21 protein-coding genes are annotated in these 22809 nt (G+C 49.2%); 9 read left to right on the top strand and 12 right to left on the bottom strand.

Annotated elements, in window-relative coordinates; all coding sequences use genetic code 11:
* The first annotated feature begins 3 nt into the window (after nucleotides 1-3).
* The 3 genes from Q366_RS06810 (at nucleotide 4) to Q366_RS21245 (ending at nucleotide 2842) form a co-directional block, all read left to right on the top strand.
* Nucleotides 4-594: an OmpA family protein gene (locus Q366_RS06810; protein ID WP_035237527.1), complete on the top strand. Its 591-nt coding sequence runs from the start codon at nucleotides 4-6 to the stop codon at nucleotides 592-594.
* A gap of 24 nt (nucleotides 595-618) precedes the next feature.
* The gene (locus Q366_RS06805; RefSeq protein WP_035237525.1) at nucleotides 619-2628 is read left to right on the top strand and encodes a CHASE2 domain-containing protein; all 2010 of its coding nucleotides are present in this window, start codon (nucleotides 619-621) and stop codon (nucleotides 2626-2628) included.
* 70 nt (nucleotides 2629-2698) lie between these two features.
* The gene (locus Q366_RS21245; RefSeq protein WP_156968130.1) at nucleotides 2699-2842 is read left to right on the top strand and encodes a hypothetical protein; all 144 of its coding nucleotides are present in this window, start codon (nucleotides 2699-2701) and stop codon (nucleotides 2840-2842) included.
* 122 nt (nucleotides 2843-2964) lie between these two features.
* Here Q366_RS21245 and Q366_RS06795 read toward each other — a convergent pair whose 3' ends face one another.
* From Q366_RS06795 to Q366_RS06775, 6 genes are all read right to left on the bottom strand, one after another.
* Nucleotides 2965-3363 carry an ATP-binding protein gene (locus Q366_RS06795; protein WP_051957876.1) on the bottom strand — a complete coding sequence of 133 codons (399 nt, stop codon included), beginning with the start codon at nucleotides 3361-3363 and terminating at the stop codon, nucleotides 2965-2967.
* Between the two features lie 12 nt (nucleotides 3364-3375).
* Nucleotides 3376-3546 (bottom strand): hypothetical protein, encoded by a 171-nt coding sequence (locus Q366_RS21240; RefSeq protein ID WP_156968129.1) that lies wholly within the window; start codon nucleotides 3544-3546, stop codon nucleotides 3376-3378.
* Nucleotides 3547-3618: 72 nt separating this feature from the next.
* The gene (locus Q366_RS06790; RefSeq protein ID WP_035237521.1) at nucleotides 3619-4626 is read right to left on the bottom strand and encodes an electron transfer flavoprotein subunit alpha/FixB family protein; all 1008 of its coding nucleotides are present in this window, start codon (nucleotides 4624-4626) and stop codon (nucleotides 3619-3621) included.
* A gap of 8 nt (nucleotides 4627-4634) precedes the next feature.
* Entirely contained in the window at nucleotides 4635-5480 is an 846-nt protein-coding gene (locus Q366_RS06785) for an electron transfer flavoprotein subunit beta/FixA family protein (RefSeq protein WP_035237519.1), read from the bottom strand.
* Between the two features lie 17 nt (nucleotides 5481-5497).
* Complete coding sequence (locus Q366_RS06780; protein ID WP_035237517.1) at nucleotides 5498-6646, bottom strand: acyl-CoA dehydrogenase family protein; 1149 nt, start codon at nucleotides 6644-6646, stop codon at nucleotides 5498-5500.
* A 166-nt stretch (nucleotides 6647-6812) separates the two neighbouring features.
* The gene (locus Q366_RS06775) at nucleotides 6813-9416 is read right to left on the bottom strand and encodes a phosphatidylglycerol lysyltransferase domain-containing protein (protein ID WP_035237515.1); all 2604 of its coding nucleotides are present in this window, start codon (nucleotides 9414-9416) and stop codon (nucleotides 6813-6815) included.
* Nucleotides 9417-9850: 434 nt separating this feature from the next.
* Here Q366_RS06775 and nhaB point away from each other — a divergent pair, with 434 nt between their 5' ends.
* The 3 genes from nhaB (at nucleotide 9851) to Q366_RS06755 (ending at nucleotide 13811) form a co-directional block, all read left to right on the top strand.
* A complete protein-coding gene (gene nhaB, locus Q366_RS06770; RefSeq protein ID WP_035237513.1) occupies nucleotides 9851-11461 on the top strand; it encodes a sodium/proton antiporter NhaB in 1611 nt (536 codons plus the stop codon).
* 281 nt (nucleotides 11462-11742) lie between these two features.
* On the top strand, nucleotides 11743-11985 hold the full coding sequence (locus Q366_RS06760; protein WP_035237509.1) for a hypothetical protein: 243 nt from the start codon (nucleotides 11743-11745) through the stop codon (nucleotides 11983-11985).
* Nucleotides 11985-13811 carry an ABC-F family ATP-binding cassette domain-containing protein gene (locus Q366_RS06755; RefSeq protein WP_035237507.1) on the top strand — a complete coding sequence of 609 codons (1827 nt, stop codon included), beginning with the start codon at nucleotides 11985-11987 and terminating at the stop codon, nucleotides 13809-13811. The genes Q366_RS06760 and Q366_RS06755 overlap by 1 nt, the downstream gene beginning before the upstream one ends.
* Nucleotides 13812-13821: 10 nt before the next feature.
* Here the strand turns inward: Q366_RS06755 and Q366_RS06750 are convergent, their stop codons facing one another.
* Nucleotides 13822-14331 carry an AbrB family transcriptional regulator gene (locus Q366_RS06750; protein WP_035237505.1) on the bottom strand — a complete coding sequence of 170 codons (510 nt, stop codon included), beginning with the start codon at nucleotides 14329-14331 and terminating at the stop codon, nucleotides 13822-13824.
* A gap of 269 nt (nucleotides 14332-14600) precedes the next feature.
* Between Q366_RS06750 and Q366_RS06745 the strand changes: the two genes are divergently transcribed.
* The 3 genes from Q366_RS06745 to Q366_RS20130 are packed head-to-tail and all read left to right on the top strand — an operon-like array spanning nucleotide 14601 to nucleotide 17447.
* Entirely contained in the window at nucleotides 14601-15245 is a 645-nt protein-coding gene (locus Q366_RS06745) for a histidine kinase dimerization/phospho-acceptor domain-containing protein (protein ID WP_051957875.1), read from the top strand.
* Nucleotides 15238-15996 carry a PEP/pyruvate-binding domain-containing protein gene (locus Q366_RS20135; protein WP_051957874.1) on the top strand — a complete coding sequence of 253 codons (759 nt, stop codon included), beginning with the start codon at nucleotides 15238-15240 and terminating at the stop codon, nucleotides 15994-15996. Before Q366_RS06745 ends, Q366_RS20135 begins: the two co-directional genes overlap by 8 nt.
* A 2-nt stretch (nucleotides 15997-15998) precedes the next feature.
* On the top strand, nucleotides 15999-17447 hold the full coding sequence (locus tag Q366_RS20130) for a PEP-utilizing enzyme (RefSeq protein WP_169742940.1): 1449 nt from the start codon (nucleotides 15999-16001) through the stop codon (nucleotides 17445-17447).
* Nucleotides 17448-17677: 230 nt separating this feature from the next.
* Here the strand turns inward: Q366_RS20130 and Q366_RS06735 are convergent, their stop codons facing one another.
* From Q366_RS06735 to cyoA, 5 genes are all read right to left on the bottom strand, one after another.
* Complete coding sequence (locus Q366_RS06735) at nucleotides 17678-18553, bottom strand: UbiA family prenyltransferase (RefSeq protein WP_035237503.1); 876 nt, start codon at nucleotides 18551-18553, stop codon at nucleotides 17678-17680.
* Between the two features lie 66 nt (nucleotides 18554-18619).
* Nucleotides 18620-18946, bottom strand: a complete 327-nt coding sequence (gene cyoD / locus Q366_RS06730) for a cytochrome o ubiquinol oxidase subunit IV (RefSeq protein WP_051957872.1) — start codon at nucleotides 18944-18946, stop codon at nucleotides 18620-18622.
* A gap of 12 nt (nucleotides 18947-18958) precedes the next feature.
* Nucleotides 18959-19558, bottom strand: a complete 600-nt coding sequence (cyoC, locus tag Q366_RS06725; protein WP_035237502.1) for a cytochrome o ubiquinol oxidase subunit III — start codon at nucleotides 19556-19558, stop codon at nucleotides 18959-18961.
* Complete coding sequence (locus Q366_RS06720; protein WP_035237500.1) at nucleotides 19555-21531, bottom strand: cbb3-type cytochrome c oxidase subunit I; 1977 nt, start codon at nucleotides 21529-21531, stop codon at nucleotides 19555-19557. Before Q366_RS06720 ends, cyoC begins: the two co-directional genes overlap by 4 nt.
* A gap of 2 nt (nucleotides 21532-21533) precedes the next feature.
* Entirely contained in the window at nucleotides 21534-22448 is a 915-nt protein-coding gene (cyoA, locus tag Q366_RS06715) for a ubiquinol oxidase subunit II (protein WP_084691736.1), read from the bottom strand.
* Nucleotides 22449-22809 lie beyond the last annotated feature (361 nt).

Raw genomic sequence — 22809 nt, 5'->3', positions numbered from 1 at the left:
GAAATGATTCGCTACATTCTTTTTTTTGCAGGAACTCTTTTTCTTCTTTCCTGTGGTGCGAAAACTACTGTAATCCTTTTGCCGGATCAGGATAATAAAAACAGCGCTGTAATCGTTAAAAATAATACGTATTCCATAACCCTGGAAAAACCGTATAGCTGTGCAAAGGTCAGCAGTGCAGAATCAAGGATTGATTCAAAAACAATGGAAAAGAGCAAAGTTCAGGATGAATACAAAACGCTTTTTCAGGCGGAGCCCTTAAAACCTGTATCTATTCTTCTTTATTTTGAATTTGGCTCGGATCGGCTGCGTCCTGAGTCTGCCGCATTGATTGATGATGTACTTAAGTTGGCTGAAGAGCGGGAACCCTCTGAGGTCAGTATTATTGGTCATTCTGATTCCAAGGGTGATGCCGATTATAACTATAACCTGGCTTTGGACCGGGCCAAAGTCGTTGAAAAAATTATAAAAGATGCAAATATCAATTTGAAAAATATTTCTGTTACCTCCCACGGTGAAAATGATCCGCTAGTGATTACGGGTGACAATGTATCAGAAGAAAAAAATCGAAGAGTTGAAATAATGGTCAAGTAGACGCGGAGACGCGGAGTTCTATTTTTGAAAGCAGAAGACTTTGAAAGCTCTTTGCGAAACAGTACATCAAAATGGTGGCAATTTACGGTTGTTTTATTCATAACACTGGTGCTGTGTTTTGGATCGTATACCCAGAGCCCCATATTTAAACAGGCTGATAATTTATTTTATGACCGTTTGATCCAGGGAACCGCAACGGGAAATGCATCAAGCCAGGTCACCATTGTCGATATTGATGAAATCAGCTTATCAGCAGTCGGACAGTGGCCATGGCCCAGATATTTAATAGCTAAGCTTGTAAAAGAATTGTCCGACAATCAACCTGCCGCTATGGGGCTTGATATACTGTTTCCTGAACCGGACCGGAGTTCACTTAAAAATATTCAATTGCAATTCCGGAAGGATTTCGCTCTTAACCTTGGATTTACAGGGGTTCCGCCTGAAATGCAGGATAACGATTTATACCTGGCGCATATTCTCAGACAGGCTGATATCGTGGGTGCCAATTATTTTTATTTTGATCATTTCAACAAAAAACCGTCCCCTTTACGTGTACCCTTTGATATTGTTGATAAATCAGGGCGATTAAACGTCAATCAGGCTGAAGGAGTCCTGACCAACACCCCTCAAATTGAAAATTCGCTCAAGCATACCGGATTCCTGAACAGTCAATCTGATATGGATGGTCTGTTAAGATCTACGCCTCTTTTGATCTCATTTAAAGACCAGACGTTTACGAATTTATCCATTTCGACCTTTTTAAGCGCCCACAATATTAAGGAGGTGGAAATATTAAAAAATTTTTTCGGGCTTTATATAAAAGCAGATCAATACAGAATCCCAATAACCCGGGACGGATATATCCACATAAAATTCAACGGTCCGGGCAGAGCCCATAAATTTATCTCTGCCGCTGATATTCTAAACCAGCATTATTCCCCGGCCGATATTCAGGGTAAAATTATTTTTATAGGGTCTTCTGCTACCGGTTTAAATGACATCCATCATACTGTTTTTGACTCAAGCTATTCAGGGTTAGAAATACATGCAGCCATATTAAGCAGTATTTATGAAAAGAGTCAGGTGATTATACCCATCTGGTCCAATGCTTTTGTTTCCGGGGTCTGTATTTTCACCGGCATTCTCATGATGCTTTTGCTTTTTTTTTCATCCTCGCCCTTGGTTCTTTTAACAGGAACCTTGGCCTGGGGCAGCATTTTGCTGATATCAAGTTTGTTCTGTTTTATTAAAATATCCGTGTTTATTTCTCCTATACTGCCTCTCATTTTAACGATTTTTACATTTGTTTATACCTCTTTTATGCGTTTTACAGGTGCCAGAAAAGCATCTTTTGTCTGGTTTAAAAAATTGGCCCAAGCCCAGCAAATTACCATAAAAACCATTGTCAGCCTTGTTGAAACACGCGACCCGGAAACCGCGCAGCATGTGGTGCGAACCCAAAATTATACAAGGGCATTGGCGGTTCATTTAAAACAGTCCGGATTATTTCCAGATATTTTGACGGATGATTATATTGAGACGCTTTACCACGCTTCACCGCTCCATGATATCGGCAAAATCGGCATCCCGGACAGGATATTATTAAAGCCCGGCAAACTGACCGATGAAGAATTTGAAATTATGAAAACCCATTCTTCTCTTGGAAGAGATACGCTTCAAAAAACCAGGCGGGATAACCAGGATAATTATTTTTTAATCATGGGGGCGCAGATTGCCGGCTCGCACCATGAGAGATGGGACGGCAGGGGTTACCCGGACGGTCTTTGTGGCGAAAAGATTCCGCTTTGCGGCAGAATCATGGCCATTTGTGATGTTTATGATGCTCTGATTAGTGAACGATGCTATAAACGGGCCTTTTCCCATGACAAAGCCATGAACATTATCCTTGAGGGCAGAGAAACCATGTTTGATCCCAGATTGGTAGATGGATTTTTTGCCATAGAAAATACAATCAAATCCATCGCAGCCAGGTATAAAGATTCAATACCGGTAGATACAAAACCTTCCTCGTAAAGAGGTATTAAGCTGCCGGAGCAAAGTTAAGATTCAGTTTCATTGTTTGTTCTTAGGATTACGCAATGCCATGAAACGATTTTTGATATATGCAAAAAGCCGTCTCCAGTCCTGGAGGCACAAGGCACAAAATGCTCCCACCGTACCTGCCGATGCCATACCCACAGGGCATCCCTGCTGCCCGCAGAAAGGACAGACCGAAAAAGCTGCATAAAGGCCGGTAAATCCAAACCATGAGGCAAAAAATCGGAACAGCCGGCCAAACGGCGACAGTTTTAATTTTTTGTTGCCATCATCAACGGGTTGGATTTTAAATGTATTGTTTTTCATTTAGAATTATAAAATCAGGCGAAGCACATTATTGCCTGCCTCTCTTGCGTAGGTGACATCCTTGCACAGACTTTTGACAAAAAATATCCCAAGTCCCCCCACTTCCCGTTCTTCAATCGGGGCTTTTAGATCTGGTTCCTCTGATAAAAGCGGATCAAAGGCAGCACCGTTGTCCCGGATTTCCACTTCCAAACTTCCGTTTTTTTCCTCTATGCCAACTGTGATAGTGCCGTTATCTTCATCGCGAAAGGCATAATTGATAATATTGATAACCACCTCTTCTATCACAAGTTCAACCCGACTAACTGTATCACGGTTCCGAAAATTTTGTGGCAGATGGGAGGATACATATTCCTGAATGGCATGAACCGCTTCAATACTGGGTAAGAATGTTTTCTGTTTCATGTTATGTTATGCTCAATCCTCATAAAAATTGGCTGTGGTCCGGCCAAAGGCCTCATATATTGTTGGCAGAGTCAGACGCCTTCTGTCAAGAGCTGATTTTCGTATGGAAACCACGTACTGACCGGTGATCTGGATGGGAATTGTACCAGCTCGGACATCCTGCTCAATAATCTTTTGTGCCATTTTTGCTGCGATCTTGCCCTGTTCAAGAGGCAGGTTTTGTCAGCTCACTCCCCATATCTGCCTGTGAAGGCATCAGTCCCTTATCTTCTCTTTCAGTGCCCGGATAATCCCGGAGCAAACCTGGTTGGCATCGGCGACAATGGCGACATCCGCAAGTTTCATCATGGTGGCATTGGGATTTTTGTTCACAGCCACAATGAAATCAGCATCCATAAGCGCAGCCGTGTGCTGGATGGCCCCGGAGATGCCAAAGGAGAACAGTACTTTGGGCCGGATATGCTTGCCGGCCTGGCCCACCAGGGCTTCGTGGCCCACCCACCCGGCATGGACAACAGGTCGGGTAGCCCCGACCTCGGCATTGAGCAGACCTGCCAGGTCAAACAATTTTTTAAATTTGCCCTTGGAGCCCATCCCCCTGCCGCCGGTGATCACAATATCCGCCTTTTCAATGCCCAGGGCTTTGGCAGGCCGGTATTCCGAATGGGTACAGCGGACCCGCTCGGACGGCAGATCTTCGGGCAGATCCAGGGTGACCACCTCACCCTGGGCCGTATTATCATGGGGCAGTTCATGGAAGGTGCCGGGCCGCACCGTGGCCATCTGAGGCCGGGCTTTTGGCGTGAGTATCCGGGCAATGAGGTTCCCCCCAAAGGAGGGTGCAATCTGGACAAGCAGTCCTTTGTCGTCTATATCAAGATCAATGCAGTCGGCGGTCAGCCCGGTGTTCAGCTGTTTTGCCACCCGGGGTGCCACTTCCTGGCCGAACCGGGTGGCCCCGATCAGAATGATATCCGGTTTCATATCCCGGGCCAGCCGGGTCAAAAGGTTGGTAAAGGTTTCAAGGCCATAGGATTTAAGCCTTGGATGATCAATCACATAAACCCGGTCCGCACCATGGGCGATATATTCTCTGGCATACTCATCCACATCATGGCCAAAAACCACGCCGCAGACCTGACCACCCGTCTGCGCCGCAAGGGCCCTGGCCCTTGCCAGAATCTGAAGCGTGACCCGGTTTTTAAAATAGTTGCGATAATCCCCAAGCACCCAGATATCCTTGCCGGTTGAATTTTTTGACATTTGCGCACTCACTTCTTTTTTAAATCCTTGCCCATGGCTGAACTGATAATTTTTCCATAATCTGCAAACAACTGGTCCACAACGGTTTTAGCCGCCCCTTTGAGTACCCGGCTCTCCTTTTGGGTGGCCGGCGAAAACACATCCAGAATACGGGTGGGCGAATCCTCAAGGGCATTGAAATTCCTGTCCAGTTCCAGGTCATCGGCATCCACAACGTCAATTTTGGGCGAGGCAAAGGCCTGGGCCACGCCGGCAAGTCCTGCATAACGGGGAACAAATGCGCCCAGATCTATGGTGACAAGACCCGGTAGATCCATCTCCAGTGTTTCCATAAAATCATCCACCAGCCGGGTGACGACCAGTGCGTTTTGGGTCAGCCGGATATCCGATGCCCAGCCAATGGCCGGAAAATCCAATTCACAGGCCAACTGGGGACCGACCTGGGCCGTCTCACTGTCACTGGTCTGGGCCCCGCACAGCACAAGACCGGTATCAGGCTTAAACATCCTTATATACCGGCCAAGGATAAAAGAGGTCAGATTGGTGTCGGCCCCGGCCATTTTCCGGTCCGTGAGCAGGATCCCGTGGTCTGCACCCAGGGACACGGCCTGGTGAAGCACCTCCTCGGCCATGGGCGGTCCCATGGTCAGTGCGGTCACCCGGATCCGGCGATCCTGGGACTGCCCTGCCCTTTGCAGGCGAAGCCCGGCTTCAAGGGCAAGGCGTGAGGCCGGATCCATCATGCCCTGGGCAAGCTCCCGTTTCAGGGTGCCGGTTTTGGAATTCCAGGGCAGTTCGGACACCATGGGCACCTGTTTGATGCATACAATGATATCAAGTGTGTTGTTTTCCATATCTTTTGTTTTGTTCCTTAACTGGGCCGGGTAATCAGATGCCTTGCGATGACCATCTTCTGCACTTCACTGGTGCCTTCGTAGATCTGGGTGACCTTGGCTTCCCTGAAATAGCGTTCCACATCATATTCCCTGGAGTATCCGTATCCGCCGTGGATCTGGACGGCCAGATCCGTTACCGTGCGTGCTGTGGCACTGCAGGAAAGTTTGGCCATGGCGGCCTGGGCCCCGAAATCACCGCCCTTGTCCTTAGCGGCAGCGGCCCGGTACAGAAGCATGCGCGACGATTCAATGGACGTGGCCATATCTGCCAGATAGTTCTGGATGGTTTGAAATTTTGTCAACGGACTATTGAACTGCTGGCGCTCCTTGGCATAACTCAATGCCGCTTCAAATGCGGCCTGGGCAATACCTAAAGCCTGGGCCGCAATACCGATGCGGCCGGTATCCAGGGCAGTCAAACCGATTTTCAGGCCCTGACCCGGTTTGCCCAGAAGATTGGTTTCAGGGATCCGGCAGTCCTCAAAAAACAGGGACGAGACCGGATTGGCCCGCATGCCGCATAAATCCTCTATTTCACCCACACTGAATCCGGGACACGTCTTTTCCACAATAAAGACATTGGGCCGGGACTGTTCCTTGCCGCCCGCATCCACGGCAAATACCAGAACCACATCACAGACCCCGCCGTTGGTGACAAAAATCTTGGTGCCGTTAATGGTGTATCCTTCTTCGGTCTTTGCTGCCGTGGTTTCCACGCCGCCGGCATCGGAACCGGCATTGGCTTCGGTCAGGCAGAATGCACCGATATGTTTTCCTGCGGCCATGTCCGGGACAAAACGGGCAATTTGTTCATCCGTACCAAACCTTAAAATGGGATACAGGCCCACGCTGTTGTGAACAGACACGCAAAGCCCGAGAGCCGCGCACACCCTGGATAATTCCTCAATCACAATGGCATAGGAAATGGTGTCAAGACCGGCACCGCCTAAAGACGGCGGCACCTGGAGGCCAAAGTAATTCAAAGGCCCCATCTTTTCAATAATTTCAGTTGGGAAGCGCCCTTCCCTGTCCAGGCTTGCGGCATGGGGGCCAATCTCGTTTTCAGCAAACTCCCGCACCGTTTTCCTGACCACCTGGTGTTTCATACAGGGGTTAAAATCCATAAAACCACGCCTTTTATTTTCTTAAGGGGAAATAACCCGTAAAATTAATATCATTCATAGGTAGGACAGGACTATAACCCATCTGGGCACATTTTCAAATTATTAAAATGGCGAAACCCAATTTACAGATGCCCGCTTTCCCGGGGATAGAACCGAACTGCGCGTCCTAACTTGTTCCCCCCATCCGCGCAGCAGCGATGCGGCGGCGCGCGTCCCGCTCCCCGGCCTGAACCAGTCGAAGGTTTACGGCCAGGGCCGATGCCCAGTCCCAGGGTTTGGGGTAGGCCAGGTAACGCGGCTTCCACTGGGGATGAAATTTATTTTTGTACTGCAAAAGGCCCTGGAAGTTGAACCTGTTTTCAGCCCGTTTTGAAATCAGGTGCATGGCCCGTTCAGTGACCCGGGCCTGGGGTCTGGCCCCCACATCACTCATGGGTGCGCCGCCCAGGCTGAATGAAACAATTTTGCGCCGGGCCAGCTCCTGCATCGTGTTGACGATAACAAAGTCCATGACATTGTTTGCAGTACCTGGAATATACCGCATGAAATCCAGGGCAGCCGGTCCTCCGGTGCGCGTGGAAAGCACATTGACAAAAGCGATAATCCGCCCTGAAGTTTCCCGGGCCACGGCCACGGGGTTGCGCAGGATGTATTCCGGAGAAAAATAGCAGGGGCTGAACTGCATCTCCTGGCCGCCTTTGGACCTAAGCCAGGCATCGCTCACCGTACGCAACTGGTCCATGGTGCCCCCTGGAAAAGGCGGTGCCATAAACTCAAATGAAATGCCTGCCTTTTGCATGTCCCGGAGGGTACGCCTGAAGCCTGCGTTTTTCCCGCCTTCCAAGGAAAAATCAGTGAGCGGTACAATGGCCTCTTCGGTCACCTTGATAAAATGGTAACCAAAATCATGCAGGTGTTCCATCCAGGGACCTGTGACCATGGAGAAAATCACGCCCATGTCCTGGTCCCGGGCAAAGGCCATGAAATCATCCAGCAGCCGGGCCGGATCGCTTTGGGATGTCAGCACAGGATACTTGTGTACCACCAGTTTGTCTGCGAAACACTGGTAAAGCACCACCCCGGATATCTCTGGGGCCTGGGGCTCCCAGAACCAGACAGCCTTGTCTCCGCCGCCGATTTGCAGAGCATCGGCGGACTCCGCATGCAGACGGCAGAAAGCTTCTGCCCGGTCGATATCAGCCGGATCCGGGGTGATCCATTCCGAAACCGGGAGCAGGGCCTGCCGGATCACCACCACAATGGCCACCACACAAAGGAGCGCAGCAGCCCGTAAAAACCGGTGGGACTGTGCGTGGAAGGCAAAGGTTGTCCAGACATCGTTGCCAAAGGAAATCCGGTCAAAGGCAGTAAGACCTGCCACCAGATAAATGGCCAGAACCGCGACTCCCACGGCCAGGGCCGGCTCCCACGCCAGAGGCACCCGTCCCCGCCGGGTAAATGCCTTACGGGCCCCGAACAGCATCGCCATGAGTACCAGGGCAATTACCGCCTCCCCGTAATTGCTGCCCTTGAGCGGATGGGCCAGGGCAGAGGCGGCGAACAACGCCATGCTCAGGACATAGGCCGTACGGTAGCCCCGCCACAGACCCCGGACCAGGAACATCATCAGCGCCGCCGACACCGTTGCCAGCAGATGCGACGCCTCAACAATCCCCAGAGGCGCCATCTTTTCCAGTACCGCCAGCCTGGGGGGTATTTCAGGCAAGGCAGCGCCCAGCAGCAGAAGCCCGGCATTCACCAGCACGGCCCCGGCAACAATCCGCCGCTGCCAGATGCGCAGGGGATTTGAGTGCGCCAGGGTCACCCCGTACATGACAGATAGGGCGGCAAGCCACGGAATAAAATAAAAACCTGAACGAAATACCACAATAGCGGCGGCGGCCGCACCCGGCATCACCCCCAGCAGATCAAACCCCTTAAGCCATATGGCATCGGCACTGCCCAGTCCTCCGGGAACCATACTGATCACCCCGGCCAGCTGCCCGGTAAACAGGGTCCGGGCTGCCGCTGCTGCGGGGATGTCCACCCCCACGGCGTGGATGAACTGCCAAAAGGCCGCCAGCATCAGCCCCCAGTCGAAAAAGGATACAATACCAAGGCCGGACAGAGGTACAGGCACGGCGAGGTGTCTGTGTAAGAAACGATTCAGCCCCCCTGCGGCAATCCGGCCCGCCACATGGGTAAAAACCACGGAACCCACTGCTGCCAGGGCGATGCGAACAGCAAAACAGTCTGCTTTTCCCGGCAGAGCCACCCAGACCGCAAGCATCCATCCTGCCATCCCACCGTTCATGCCGATGTAATGTGCAATCAGGCTGTTGGTAATCTGGGAACCCTTTAATCCAAACCGTCTATATACCAGCAGGCGCAGGGCCGGACCGCCAATGGGACCGATGGAGACAAAATTTGTCCAGGCAAAAAGCAGGGACCCCATGCCCCATCGTTTTTTAAATGTCAGCCTGCCCTCGTCTCCGGCGGGGAATGCCAGGGCATCATAAAGCCCCATGACGCACAGAGCCAGGAATGCCAAGAAAAAACCTAGGGCAATGGAAACGGGATCTGATTTTTCCAGGGCCTGTTGCACCATGTGAATGTTGAGTTTTTTTATTTCATGGTAGACCAGCAGCAGTACCAGAAAGACGATAAAAATCTGCAGATAGATCCGAGTCCTGTTCCAGAACTGTGCCCAGCGGTCCAGCCAGGGATGTTTTTCAATGGATAAAAGCGGTTCGGCAGTTTGATCGGACATAAATCACCGTGATTTAAAATTGGTTCAGCCGGAATACTGATCCCATCCTTTTTACGCTTATTGATTTCAGGAGTCAATCGCTTAAGTTTATTCCATAATTTTTAATAATTGGGGTATTATCCTCGTCTTTGCTGTCTAAAATATTTTCAGGTGAATCATTGTTTTGGTATTCCGGACCAAAATTTCTTGAACCCCTCGAACCGACGTGAAATCATCTCAGCCGGTAGAGTGGGAACCGCACAATTGTGTGCGGGTCAAATTTATAATTGCTGAGATCATCTGTGAATAATCGACTGATCTTAAATTCATGCGTCAGCACTGAATAATATGTTGAATTTTTACAATTGAGATGTTAAAAGACAATTTCTGTAACATCTGTAAAATTTAGTAAAACTTATAACCTGTTTTTTCCTAATAATTGTGAGGATCGGATTATGCTCAACGCCTTTATAAAAAATTTTTTGGGGAATGCCCCCACATGGTATAAATATGCCATTATAACGTTTCTGATTATCAACCCCATTCTTCTTGTTATTTCCGGCCCTTTTATCACAGGCTGGGTGCTTATCGGCGAATTTATTTTTACCCTGGCCATGGCTCTGAAATGCTACCCCTTACCTTCCGGCGGACTTTTAGCCATTGAAGCCATTATCCTGGGCATGGCCAAACCGGAAACCGTTTACCACGAAGCACTGGCCAACTTTGAGGTGATCCTTCTTTTGATGTTTATGGTTGCAGGCATCTTTTTCATGAAGGAATTTCTGCAGTTCACCTTTACCCGAATACTTGTGCGTGTGCAGTCTAAAGTGATTATTTCTTTGCTTTTCTGCTTTGCCGGCGCTTTTTTGTCTGCTTTCCTTGATGCGTTGACTGTCACGGCGGTCATCATCGCTGTTGCCTTTGGTTTTTACAATATTTACCACCGTTATGTATCCGGAAAGGACGGTGCCGGAGCCCATGACCTCACCAACGATCAGGCTGTCAAAGATGCAGAACGAAAAGACCTGGTTCAATTCCGGGCCTTCCTGCGTAACCTGATGATGCATGGTGCGGTAGGTACCGCTTTAGGCGGTGTCTGTACCCTGGTAGGTGAACCCCAGAACCTGCTTATCGGCCACCAGATGGGCTGGCATTTTGTTGAGTTCTTTCTGGAAGTTGCACCGGTCTCCATCCCCGTCCTTATCGTTGGGCTTTTGACCTGTTATACACTGGAGAAAAAGCACTGGTTCGGCTATGGCGTTGAAATGCCCGGCAACATCCGTTCCCACCTGCTGGAAACCGAAGTCAAAATGGAAGAAAAACGTGGGGATTCAGGCAAAGCCAGACTTATTATGCAGGCCGGGGCAGGTATATGGCTGATCCTTGCGCTTGCCTTCCATCTTGCCGCCGTGGGTCTGATCGGATTATCAGTCATTATACTTCTCACCTCTTTTAACGGAATTACCGAAGAACATCATTTTGGTGAAGCGTTTAAAGAGGCCTTGCCGTTTACGGCACTGCTGGTCGTCTTTTTCTCTATTGTTGCGGTTATTCACGAACAACACCTTTTCCACCCCATCATGCATTTTGTACTCAGTCTTCATGGTCATCTCCAGCTTGGGGCATACTATATCGCCAATGGGGTATTATCCGCGATTTCTGACAACGTGTTTGTTGCCACCGTATATATTACGGAAACAAAGATGCATTTTGTCCAGATTCTCGGACAGATTCCCGATATTGGAATGACTGGACAGCAGTTGATGGACAAGCTGACTGATCCGGCACTTGTCCGGGCTGACGTACTGGCTTCGCTGCCAGGGGAGGCCGCTGCCAAAGCAGGTGAAGTTATCCGGCATTTTGACCACCTGGCCGTCGCGATTAATACCGGAACAAACATTCCAAGTGTGGCAACGCCAAATGGGCAGGCCGCCTTCCTGTTTTTGCTGACTTCAGCGCTGGCACCCATCATCAGACTCTCCTATGGCCGGATGGTTTACCTTGCCTTGCCGTACACCATCACCATGTCAATCACAGGTCTTGTTTCTTGTTACCTGTTCTTATAATGCGTGTTGAATAAAAACAAAAAGGTGTGCCCATGCAGTATTTTTGCATTCCGGCACACCTTTTTTTATGAAATCCCTTCCCCGTTGCCTTTAATTTCATTGCATGGCCGGTCCTTTGATCTGGTTCAGCAAGGCCGTCCATGTCACCTGTCCTGTCATCAGCCGTTTCATCATTTTCAGGTAAATTTACCAGCAGAAAATCACAAGAACCTGTATGTTTACATAACCTTTGATTTTGGACAGTATAAAAGTAAAACAAATTTGATTTGTAAGGAGATCAAATGAAATATTTCTGGTGGGCCGTTCAGGTATTATGCCTTTTAATCTCCCTTTTTTTCTTTGTTTTCGGTATTGACCTTATCCGGGGAGCGTATGGCTTAGATGACCCTTTCAGCTTTATCATGACTTTTTTTGCCGCAAGTTTCATTATTCTGATCAGCCTGACCCTGGCCCTGGTAGCCATGATTAAAATGATACGGGTATACCGCCTCAGGCCATCCCAGACCAAGGGAGACAACTCCTGATGACTGTCTTGGTGTCGATAAGAGAACTTTGCAAGGCATATGGTGATGATACCTTATTCACAGGTTTAAGTTTGGATGTAAAACCCGGAGAAAAGCTCGGTCTGATCGGGATGAATGGTTCGGGCAAGTCCACCCTTTTAAAAATCATCTGTGGCTTTAGCACCCCGGACGAAGGTGAGATAAGTGTTCAGGCTGGCCTTTCCCTGGTCTATCTTGCCCAGGAAGATGAATTTGATACAGACCTTTCCATTGAGCAGGTCTTGTTTAACAGTCTGTCATCCCTGGATCTGCAGGAAAAAGAGCGCCACCGGAGAGTGAACCGGGCCTTAGGCTCAGGTGGTTTTACCAATGCCGCCATAAAGACAAAAGAGCTGTCAGGGGGCTGGCGCAAGCGGCTGGCCATCACCCGGGCCTTTTGCCTGGAACCGGACCTGCTTTTGCTGGATGAGCCCACCAACCATCTGGATATTGCCGGCATTTTATGGCTTGAGCAACTGCTCTTAACCGCCCGGTTTTCTTTTGTGGCCGTGTCCCATGACCGGGCATTCCTTGAAAATGTCTGTTCCCACACCATGGAAATTGCCCGATACTACCAGGGCGGGGTTTTCAAGATACAAGGCAATTACCTCAAATTTGAACAGGAGCGGGACAAATACCTGGAGGCCCAGGAGAAAAAACAGTCCTCCCTGGCATCTAAAATGCGCAGGGAAGACCAGTGGCTGCGCCAGGGAGCCAAGGCCAGAACCACCAAGGCCAAATACAGGATAGACCAGGCAGAGGAACTGCGCAAAGAACTGTCCGAAGTCAAGGCCCGAAACCGGCAGACCACCCGGATGGACATTGATTTTTCCGGCACAGGACGCCAGACCAGAAAGCTGCTCAGGGTGCATAACCTGACCAAAAGCTTTGGCGGCAGAATGCTGTTTTCAAACATTACCTTTGAACTGGGGCCAGGGTTTTGTCTTGGCATTGTCGGGGACAACGGATCCGGCAAATCCACTTTTTTGTCCCTGATCGAACAACGCATGGAACCGGACCAGGGAACTGTAAAATGGGCGGAAAACCTAAAAACAGCCGTCTACCACCAGGAACGGACCCAGCTGGACCCGGGAATGACCCTGCGGGATGCGCTGAATCCGGCCGGCGGAGATAGTATAAATTACAAGGGCCGCCCCATTCATGTGGTCTCCTGGGCCAAACGGTTTCTTTTCATGCCTGACCAGCTGGACATGCCGGTAGGACGGCTTTCCGGCGGGGAAAAGGCAAGAATCGTTCTGGCTGAAATTATGCGGCAGCCCTGTGATCTGCTGCTTCTGGACGAACCGACCAATGATCTTGACATCCTCTCCCTTGAAGTATTGGAAACCTCCATCAAAGAGTTTGAGGGCGCAGTGATCATTGTTTCCCATGACCGGTATCTCATGGACCGGGTCTGCCACCGCATGCTCTATCTGGATAACAGTGAAACGCCACAGTTTTACAGGGATTTCAGGCAGATTATCAAGGCCCGGACTGCCCGGGACAAGACTGACCGGTCCGGGGCGGAAAAAGGCAAAAAGGAGATGCCCAAACCCACTCCAGCCAAAAAGCTGTTGTTTTCCTTTAAAGACAAATATGAACTGGCGCATATAGAAGAAAAAATTCTGGATGCTGAACAAAATGTTGAAGATCTGTCTGAACATGTCCAGCGCCCTGAAGTCATCCAGGACCCCGCCCGTCTGGCAGACACCTGTAAAAAACTGGAGCAGGCCCAGGCCCTGGTCCAATCGCTTTATTCACGCTGGGAAGAATTAGAAGAAAAAAAAGCGGCAACTGATAAAAATTAACCGCTGATGATTAAAGATACCCCTTGTGCTGTAAATACATGACCACCTTTACGAGCAGCGGAATAACCAGAAAAAGGGTGAATATTCTCACCAGATGAAAAAATGCCACAAAAGAACCGTTATGATTTTCAGATTGGGCTAAAATAGCCATGCCCGTCATTCCCCCCGGAGAAAAGCCGAACAGGGCCGTACCAAAATCCACCAGCCCAAGTTTGCTGGCCAGAAACGCCATGCACACAGCCACCGCCAAAAGAATGATGGTGCTTAATATTGCCAGGGGGAAGATCTTGACCCCCAGAGTCAGAAGTGAGCGGTCAACGGTGACCCCAAGGGTGATGCCCAAAATGATTTGTATGCCAGTACCCACAGATGACGGCAGAACAATCCCCTTGGGTAAAAACAGAACCGTAATCCCCGAGAACAACATGGCCCCGACAACGGCTCCACCGGGAATATGACAGCGTTGTGCCAAAAGCCCCCCGACAGTCCCCGCCACAACAACCAGCAAATATCTTTCCATAACCATTCATCCCGTTAAAATAAAATAACCATATTTGAGATTTTCCCATACCTATATCATGCGTGGCGCTAAATCAAGTAACGGATCATAAATGTGTATTCTTGCTTTTTTACCACGACGAACACGATGTTCACGAAGATATCAGCGTACAAAACGTCATCTCCTTCGTGGTGAACGAATGGTATGATTTATGCTTTGTCTATGCTTTGTAAATTAGCCGGTTCCACCAATTTTTAACAGGGGCCACGCTATTTAAAAAGGAAATTTATATGCCCTTTACCATCCGAACCAAAATTATTTTAGGATTTATCGCCAGCCTTATTTTTGTCAGCATCTTTACTGTTTGTATTGCCATTGTGTTCCTGTTTGAAGCCAAAAGTATGCTCAAGCGCCTGAATCAGGTGACCCTTGCCACCCGGAGCATTCCCAAAGGCAAGTTTAAAACCATCATGGAGAATGCCTCCAAACACGATGAGATTTCACAGCTTATTGCCGGTTTCAACCAGATGGTCCGGGAACTGGATGAAAAACAGGATCAGCTGGTCCAGTCCAGGAAACTTGCCTCCATCGGCACCTTTACATCGGGTATTGCCCATGAGATCAACAATCCGCTGAACAATATTTCCCTGACCGCCGACAGCCTGCTTGAAGCGTTTGATGATCTCTCCGGCACCGAGGTCCGGGAGATGATCCAGGACATCATTACCCAGACCTCCCGGGCCAGCAATGTGGTGAAAAACCTGCTGGATTTTTCGCGCAGTGATCAAACGCGTCTGTCACGGATTACCATTCCCGACGTCATTTCCGGCACCCTGGGGCTGGTGAGAAACCAGCTCATGGTCAACAAAATCCGTCTGACCACCGATATCCCGGATACCCTTCCGGCCATTAACCGGGATACAGGAGGTGCTTGAAGGCAAATCCAGCCTGCGGCCGGACCAGCACTGCACCATTGCCCACGCCTTTGTCACTGCCGATCTTGAGGAGCAGGTGGGGGCCAAAAACGCCAACCTGGCCCAGCTTAAAAATGTGCTGGACCTCAATGTGCCGGATGGATTTGCCGTCACCTCCTCGGCTTTTCACAGGTTTCTGAGTTACAACGGCTTAGACCGGGAAATTGAATCCACTACGGCCCAGTGGAAAGAAAAGCAAATCACGGCAAAAGAGGCGTCCGGGATAATCAGGAGGCGCATTGACGGTGCCACTGTACCGCCGGGGATGAAAAAAGAGATCCACAAGGCATTGAAAAAACTGGCAGGCTGGGGCTCGAAAAGAAAACTGCGCCTGGCAGTGCGAAGCAGTGCCGTGGGTGAGGACGGAAAAAACAGTTTTGCCGGCCAGTACACCAGTTGCATCAACACCAGTGCCGATCTTTTTTATAACAGCTACAAGACCGTGGCGAGCAGTGCCTACAGCCGGGAAGCTATGGCCTACCGGGATGCCAACGGATTTGAAGAGCATGAAATGGCCATGGCTGTGGCCTGCATGGAGATGGTCTTGCCAAAGGTGTCCGGCGTCCTTTATACCCTGGACCCGGCCCACCCTGAAAAAAGCCGCATGAAGATCAATGCCACCTGGGGACTGGGCGCCCCCCTTGTTTCCGGACAGGCCATATTTGACAACTATGATGTGGCGCGCGAAGCCCCCACAAAATTGTTCACATGACCGTGGGCGATAAAAAACAGTGCCTGATGCCGCTTCCCCATTGCGGGGTGGACCAGGAAGATGTGCCCGAAACCCTTCAGTCCGCACCCTGCCTCACCCAAGAACAGGCCGCCCGCCTGGCCGAGATCGGCATCATGGTGGAACGCTATTTCAGGACGCCCCAGGATAAGGAAAAGTACGATATCGTATTTTCAGGCGAAGGCATGGTGGCCCAGAACGGCATTGCCATCGGAAAGGTGTTTCTGTATGAAGACGGCCAGGACCTTGATGATTTCCCGCCCGGGGCCATCCTGGTCACCCGGCATGCGTCTCCCAAGTTTGCCATGATCGCCAAATATGCCGCCGGTATCATCACGGACATCGGGTCTCCTGCGGGGCACATGGCCACCATTGCAAGGGAGTTCCGGGTGCCGACCCTTGTGGACACAGGCATTGCCACAAGCCTGCTGCACCAGGGCCAGGAGATCACCCTGGATACCGAGGGCAAAGTCGTGTACGACGGTTCTGCCCAGGCGCTTTGTTACTACGTCTTCACCGATGACAACTTTGCCGATACCTATGAGTACCGTCTGTTGAAGCGGGTATTGAAAAAGATATCGCCGTTGACCTTTGTGGACCCCGAGGACAAACGGTTTTCTCCACGCTTCTGCCGGACCTTCCACGACATTACCCGGTTTGTGCATGAAAAGGCTGTGGAGGAGCTGATCAACCTGAATTATTACGACCTGAAACATGAGCGGTCAAGGGCCCAGAAGCTCAAGCTGGATATCCCGCTGGATCTCATGCTCATTAACATCGGTGAAGGGCTTGCGCCCGGTGCCGGCACCCGGGCCGTGCTGCCCCGGCAGATTACCTCTGTGCCCCTGAACGCATTTCTGAAAGGGTTGACCCGGGAAGGGATGTGGAACAGCGAACCCATGAGCGTTGATTTTAAAAGTTTCATGTCCAGCTTGACAAGGACCCATCCTCCCCACCAGACAAAGCCCGGCTCCATCGGCCAGAATTTGGTGGTCATGTCAAAGGAGTATATGAACATCAGTCTGCGCCTGGGCTATCACTTCAACATGATTGATGCCTATATGGGCCCCAATCCCAATGATAACTATATCTATTTCCGGTTTTTCGGCGGGGTGACGGATGCGGGACGGCGCACCCGGCGGGTGAGCTTTCTGGCCCAGGTGCTGGAAAAAGCCCATTTCAGAATGAAACAGGATAATGATCTGCTGGTGGCCAAAACAAAGAAAATGAGTTGGGAGCGCATGGAAGAAAGCCTTTTTCTTGTGGGGGAGCTGGTAGCTTTCACCCGGCAGCTGGATGTCAAAATGCTCAATGTGAGTGCGGGCTGCCACTTGAGGTGCTTATCTGGCATCCTGAAGATACAGACACCCTTGAATTTTCCATGGATCGAGGGAACAACAATGCATTTTTCACCCAGGTGGAAGAGAACCTGAAAACCGCCAACTGCCCCATGACCTCCTTAAAGAGGTCAAAGGGCCTGCAGCACTTCTGGCGGAAAAACTTGGCTGTTCCCGGGGACAAACCCGTTGAGGATTCAATATGAAACACGATGTTATTTCAAAATGAACTAAAAAAAAAGAGTGAGAACCCAGGGCAAGATCATTTGCCTGCGGCTGAACGCCGATAAGGCTTTTTGTCCTTCTTCGATTTTCGGTGAAAATTTTCAAAGGACACATTTATCTCCAATACCCGCAGCCATAAAAAGAAACATGGATAAATTTATCGCAGCAAAGGCATGTATTGTTTTTTGTTTTTGGAAGAGTATTACGGTCAGAACAGCGAATACAGCCACGGCATTGATACCGGTAAAAACTGACAACGCCGGACTATTGAAAGGGCCTGTCATGAGAAACAGGATAATGGCAAGGCTGTAAAGACTTGTCCATATTAATACCTGAAGCCTGATTTCAGGGGGTGAAAACTGATTGGTAAAACAGGGGTATCTTTTTTTATCTGATGCGCCCTGAATATTATGTTGCGTCTTCAAAAGGATAATAAAAAAATGGGGGATTTGCCATAAACCGAAAATACCCATGATCAGAAGAATTTCTTTAAACATCCAGCCGTTCCCTGCCCCGACCCAGCCGATCAGCGGTGGCAGCATCCCGGTGAGACTTCCGGGAATGATGGCGGACAGAGAATATTTTTTTAAAGGCGTATACAGACCATTATAAGAAAATACTGCTAAACTTCCGAAAAAAAATGCCAGAAAATTATAAAAGAATGCCAGCCCGGTCAGTCCGAAAACGATCAACAGTATGGATAAACAGACCGCATGAGAAATTGGTAGTTTCTTCCGCGGCAGGCTGCGGCAGGCTGTTCTGATAAAATTTGAGTCATATTCCCGATCCTGGATATTGTTCAGGACCGCACTGCCGCAGGCCAGAATAAATACCAGGCCCCCCAGGCCGGCAGAAGCTCCGGATATCTTCTGATCTGCTGTTACCTGGCCGAGAACAGCAGACAAACCGATAAAAAAACAAAGTCCCGGTTTCAGCAGCTCCACATAATCGGTCAGCCTGGTTTTCCGGCCTTTCATCTTCCCGATTCCCAGAAAAAAATAGTTGTCATAAAAAAAATAGGGATTCCTGACATAGGCGACCGGCTACATCATTCGCGAATTCAAAGTCGCCATGACCCATATTGACCCGCCGACAAAGATAAATATCAACAGGATTGAAAAAGCCAGGGTAACAAGATTCCAGCGCTGTTTTGAAGAGCTGTCCAAATGCAGGAAAAAGTGGAGATGCACCAGCATTTGCAGAATTGCTGCGATAAACAGGCCAGGCAGCGCATACGATGTTGCCCCCTGAAAGGATGCCAGTCCAAAGGAAACAATAGTTAATATTACAGCCAGGACAAATCCGACAATGTATTTTGCCGTGCTCAGATGCCCCAGGCCCAATGCGTCATTTATTTTATTCCGATCCATTTTATCCTCTCTCTAAACCACACCGGCAAGGTATACAACGGTAAACACCCCGACCCATACAATATCAAGGAAGTGCCAGAAGAGGCTGAGCTGCATCAAGCGTGAGCAGACGCCCAATGTAAGCCCTCTGGTTTTTACCTGATACATCATGATCAACATCCATAAAAGGCCGAAACTGACGTGTGCTCCGTGTGTTCCCACGATGGTGAAAAATGCGGAAAGAAAACCACTTTGCCGGGGCGTATGACCGGCCGCAATCAGGTCATAGAACTCATAAATCTCCATGAGCACAAAACCGGCTCCCAGCAGAAATGTAATGCCCAGCGCTTTTAAAACCGTTTTGCTTTTATTGTCCTGCAGCGCCACCATGCCTGTTCCGTATACAACCGAACTGATGAGAAGCAGCAGGGTTTCAACAAAAAGATAGGGAAGACTGAACAGCTCTCCGGGCCCGGCACTGCCGGCGTAATTATGGCCCAGAACCACAAACGTGGTAAAAAGGATCGAGAAGATAACCAGGTCACTCATCAGATAAATCCAGAATCCCAGCGCGTTGATCTCAACCTTCTTGAGGTGTTCGGGGCTATGGGTGCTTACTGCTTCGTGTTTCATACGCTTGCCTTTATCAATTTTTCAAAATATTTTTCTTCTGTTTCCTGGACTTCTTCAGCAGGAATAATAAATTCAATATGTTCGCTGAAGCTGATGCTGATAACGGCAACAATGATGCCAATGAGGCTCACAACAGCCAGCCACCACATATACCAGATCATGGCAAAACCAAACGTTGTGGCCAGCATCCCGATGACAAAACCGTGGGGCCTGTTTGCCGGCATCGCAATGGAGGAATACTTGAAGTCTTCAGGAGAGACCGTCCGGTTTTTTTTCATTTCCCAGAAAGCATCCAGACCTGTAACTTCAGGGATGACAGCGAAATTATACTCCGCCGGGGGGGAAGACGTCATCCATTCCAGTGTCCGTCCGTCCCAGGGATCTCCGGTTTCGTCCCTGAGTTTCTCGCGATTGATGATGCTGACGACAAATTGAATGATCATGGAAAAGATGCCAAGCCCGATAAGGGCCATCCCGATCCAGGCCAGGATCAGCCAGGGCTGCCAGTGGGGATTGGTGTAGTGGGAGATACGCCTGGGCATACCCATAAATCCAAAGACATAAAGCGGACCGAAAGCCAGGACAAAACCGACCGTCCATCCCCAGAAAGACCGTCTGCCCCATTTTTCGTCCAGCTTAAAGCCAAAGGCTTTGGGAAACCAGTAGTTAATGCCGGCGAAATAGCCAAAGATCGCTCCGGGGATAAGTACATTATGAAAATGGGCTACCAGGAAAAGGCTGTTATGCACGACAAAATCTGCCGGAGGGACAGCCATCAGCACACCGGTCATGCCGCCCAATACAAAAAGGATAAAAAATCCAATGGTCCAGTACATGGGAACACTCAAAGTGATACGCCCCTTGTACATGGTCATCAGCCAGTCAAAAACCTTTACCCCGGTGGGGATAGCGATCATCATCGTTGTGATGCCAAAAAAGATATTGACGCTGGGCGCGTTTCCCATTGTAAAAAAATGGTGCAGCCAGACAATAAAGGACAGAAACATAATGACGGCGGTGGCATAGACAAGAGAAGTATAGCCGAAAAGGCCTTTGCGTGAAAAAGTGGCAACCACTTCGGAATAGATGCCAAAGGCGGGTAAAACCAGAATATACACTTCCGGGTGTCCCCACATCCAGAAAACATTGGTCCACAACATCATGTTGCCGCCAAGGTCATTGGTGAAAAAATGCATCCCCAGATACCGATCCATCGTCAGCAGAAAGAGTCCGCCGGTGAGGACGGGAAAAGCCAGGACAATCAGAACGCTGGTGGTCAAAGCCGTCCAGGTGAAAAGCGGCATCCGCATCAGGGTCATGCCGGGCGCCCGCATTTTGAGGATGGTGGCAATAAAATTAATCCCTGTCAGCGTTGTGCCGATTCCTCCCAGTTGTATCGCCCACATCCAGTAATCCACGCCGGAATCGGGCGTATAGGTCTTTTCAAAAAGCGGGGCCAGTCCTGTCCAGCCGCTAATGGAAAAATCTCCGATACCCAGTGAAATCATGATCAGGCTGACAGCGGTAAATGTCAGCCATAAACTGATGGAGTTAAGTAGTGGAAAAGCCACGTCACGGGCGCCAATCTGAAGGGGAATGATAATGTTCATCATCCCGACGAAAATTGGCATCAGAACAAAAAGCAGCATCATTGTTCCATGAGCGCTGAAAAACTGGGCAAAATGGTCCGGTGTCAAAAAACCGTGGTTCTGACCAAGAGCGATGGCCTGCTGCGTACGCATGAACATGCCGTCTGCAAAGCCCCGAAGAAGCATGACCAGCCCCATGATGGTATACATGATGCCAATTTTTTTATGATCAACACTGGTCAGCCATTCCTTCCACAACCAGGCCCATTTCTTGAAATATGTGATCATGCAAAAAAGAACAACGCCTCCGAAAAGCGTACCGTAAACCGCGCTCATCTGCAATGCATCATGGTAAAAGGCTTCAGCGGTTAATCTTCCAAACATACTTAATTTCCCTTTTTCATGGTGTCCATGTCATCCATGTCCATCTGTTTCTTGTCCTGATGCTCCCCCATCCAGCCCATGAAAGATTGCATGACATGATTAAAAAGTTCAGGCGCCACCGGAGAAAAAACAGTGACAGGGTAGTTGGTGCTGGGCCGGCTTAATTTCGAGTAGGTTTCCAGATCCAGCGGATCGCGATCCTCACTTGCCCGGGCAGCCCATTCCTCAAAATCCGGAATAGTCTTGGTAATCACTTTGAAGTGCATGGTGTCATATCCTTTTCCGCTGAACTCGATATTACGGCCTTCGTAGGTCCCTGTCTCGCTGGCCATCAAATGCAGCCGGGTCCTCATTCCCGCCATCGCATACATCTGACTTCCCAGCTGGGGGATGAAGAAAGATGTCATGACAGTTGCCGACGTCAGGCTGAAGCTTAAGGGAACTTTTTCCGGGATCACCAGTTCATTCACCATTGCAATATTATGATCAGGGTAAATAAACAGCCAGTTCCAATCCAGAGAAACAACCTGTATATTCAATGGGTTGTTATCAGAGGCAATGGGTTTATATGGATCTAGTTCATATGTTTTAACCCACACCAGATAGGAAAGAAAAGCGACAATCATTACCGGAACCAGCCATATGACCATCTCAACCTTTATGGAGTGTACCCAGTCGGGCTGGTAGTCGGCCTTTTTTGAATTCCGGTACCGTTTGACAAACAGATAGGTCATGATAAAGACCGGAACAATTACAATTAACATGGCACCAATGGACATATAGATTAAAGCAGCTTCCTCCTGTCCGATGGGGCCTTTTGAATTGAGCACAATCAACTTGCTGCAGCCGGTCGTCAAGAGCGTGAAAATAAAAAAAAGAAAGACTTTGAGACGGTAAAAGAACTTGTTAGATACCATTGCGATCTCCGATAATGCATTTCTGTCTGGCAGAAGGCCGGTAATATAATATTCACGAAACTTATCAGTTTAGAGATAAGAAAAAAAGCTTTTTTTGCCAGAAGGCGTCGTATTCAAGCAGAAAAGGGGAAATAATTTTGAAAATTTTTGCATTGCAGGACAAATTGACCAGGCTAAAAAATCGTTGCCGTTTTTTCCATTGCACAGGGGACCATGCTTGAATTTTTTAAGTCATGCATTATTGTATTATATAGGTAAGCGCTCTATAAACCCCATCTTCCAGAGAGGTGTTTTTCATGAAATAGTGGGCCATCTTTTAACGAATAGATAAAAAGGATGCTTGCTCCAGTATGAAAAAAAA

Origin of the sequence: Desulfobacter vibrioformis DSM 8776 (assembly GCF_000745975.1) — a bacterium.
Taxonomy (GTDB): Bacteria; Desulfobacterota; Desulfobacteria; order Desulfobacterales; family Desulfobacteraceae; genus Desulfobacter; species Desulfobacter vibrioformis.
Note: the sequence above shows the minus strand (reverse complement) of the source record. Positions and strands in the feature narration are given on the sequence as shown.

Bases quoted from the DNA above. Each gene is read 5' to 3' on its own strand.
- Q366_RS06760 (WP_035237509.1), top strand. From the start codon at position 11,743: ATGAAATATTTCTGGTGGGCCGTTCAGGTATTATGCCTTTTAATCTCC.
- Q366_RS06735 (WP_035237503.1), bottom strand. From the start codon at position 18,553: ATGAAAGGCCGGAAAACCAGGCTGACCGATTATGTGGAGCTGCTGAAA.
- Q366_RS06795 (WP_051957876.1), bottom strand. From the start codon at position 3,363: ATGAAACAGAAAACATTCTTACCCAGTATTGAAGCGGTTCATGCCATT.
- Q366_RS06775 (WP_035237515.1), bottom strand. From the start codon at position 9,416: ATGTCCGATCAAACTGCCGAACCGCTTTTATCCATTGAAAAACATCCC.
- Q366_RS06750 (WP_035237505.1), bottom strand. From the start codon at position 14,331: ATGGAAAGATATTTGCTGGTTGTTGTGGCGGGGACTGTCGGGGGGCTT.
- Q366_RS06790 (WP_035237521.1), bottom strand. From the start codon at position 4,626: ATGTCAAAAAATTCAACCGGCAAGGATATCTGGGTGCTTGGGGATTAT.
- cyoD (WP_051957872.1), bottom strand. From the start codon at position 18,946: ATGGATCGGAATAAAATAAATGACGCATTGGGCCTGGGGCATCTGAGC.
- Q366_RS21240 (WP_156968129.1), bottom strand. From the start codon at position 3,546: ATGGCACAAAAGATTATTGAGCAGGATGTCCGAGCTGGTACAATTCCC.
- cyoC (WP_035237502.1), bottom strand. From the start codon at position 19,558: ATGAAACACGAAGCAGTAAGCACCCATAGCCCCGAACACCTCAAGAAG.
- nhaB (WP_035237513.1), top strand. From the start codon at position 9,851: ATGCTCAACGCCTTTATAAAAAATTTTTTGGGGAATGCCCCCACATGG.
- Q366_RS06720 (WP_035237500.1), bottom strand. From the start codon at position 21,531: ATGTTTGGAAGATTAACCGCTGAAGCCTTTTACCATGATGCATTGCAG.
- Q366_RS06780 (WP_035237517.1), bottom strand. From the start codon at position 6,646: ATGGATTTTAACCCCTGTATGAAACACCAGGTGGTCAGGAAAACGGTG.
- Q366_RS06810 (WP_035237527.1), top strand. From the start codon at position 4: ATGATTCGCTACATTCTTTTTTTTGCAGGAACTCTTTTTCTTCTTTCC.
- Q366_RS06755 (WP_035237507.1), top strand. From the start codon at position 11,985: ATGACTGTCTTGGTGTCGATAAGAGAACTTTGCAAGGCATATGGTGAT.
- cyoA (WP_084691736.1), bottom strand. From the start codon at position 22,448: ATGGTATCTAACAAGTTCTTTTACCGTCTCAAAGTCTTTCTTTTTTTT.
- Q366_RS06745 (WP_051957875.1), top strand. From the start codon at position 14,601: ATGCCCTTTACCATCCGAACCAAAATTATTTTAGGATTTATCGCCAGC.
- Q366_RS21245 (WP_156968130.1), top strand. From the start codon at position 2,699: ATGAAACGATTTTTGATATATGCAAAAAGCCGTCTCCAGTCCTGGAGG.
- Q366_RS06785 (WP_035237519.1), bottom strand. From the start codon at position 5,480: ATGGAAAACAACACACTTGATATCATTGTATGCATCAAACAGGTGCCC.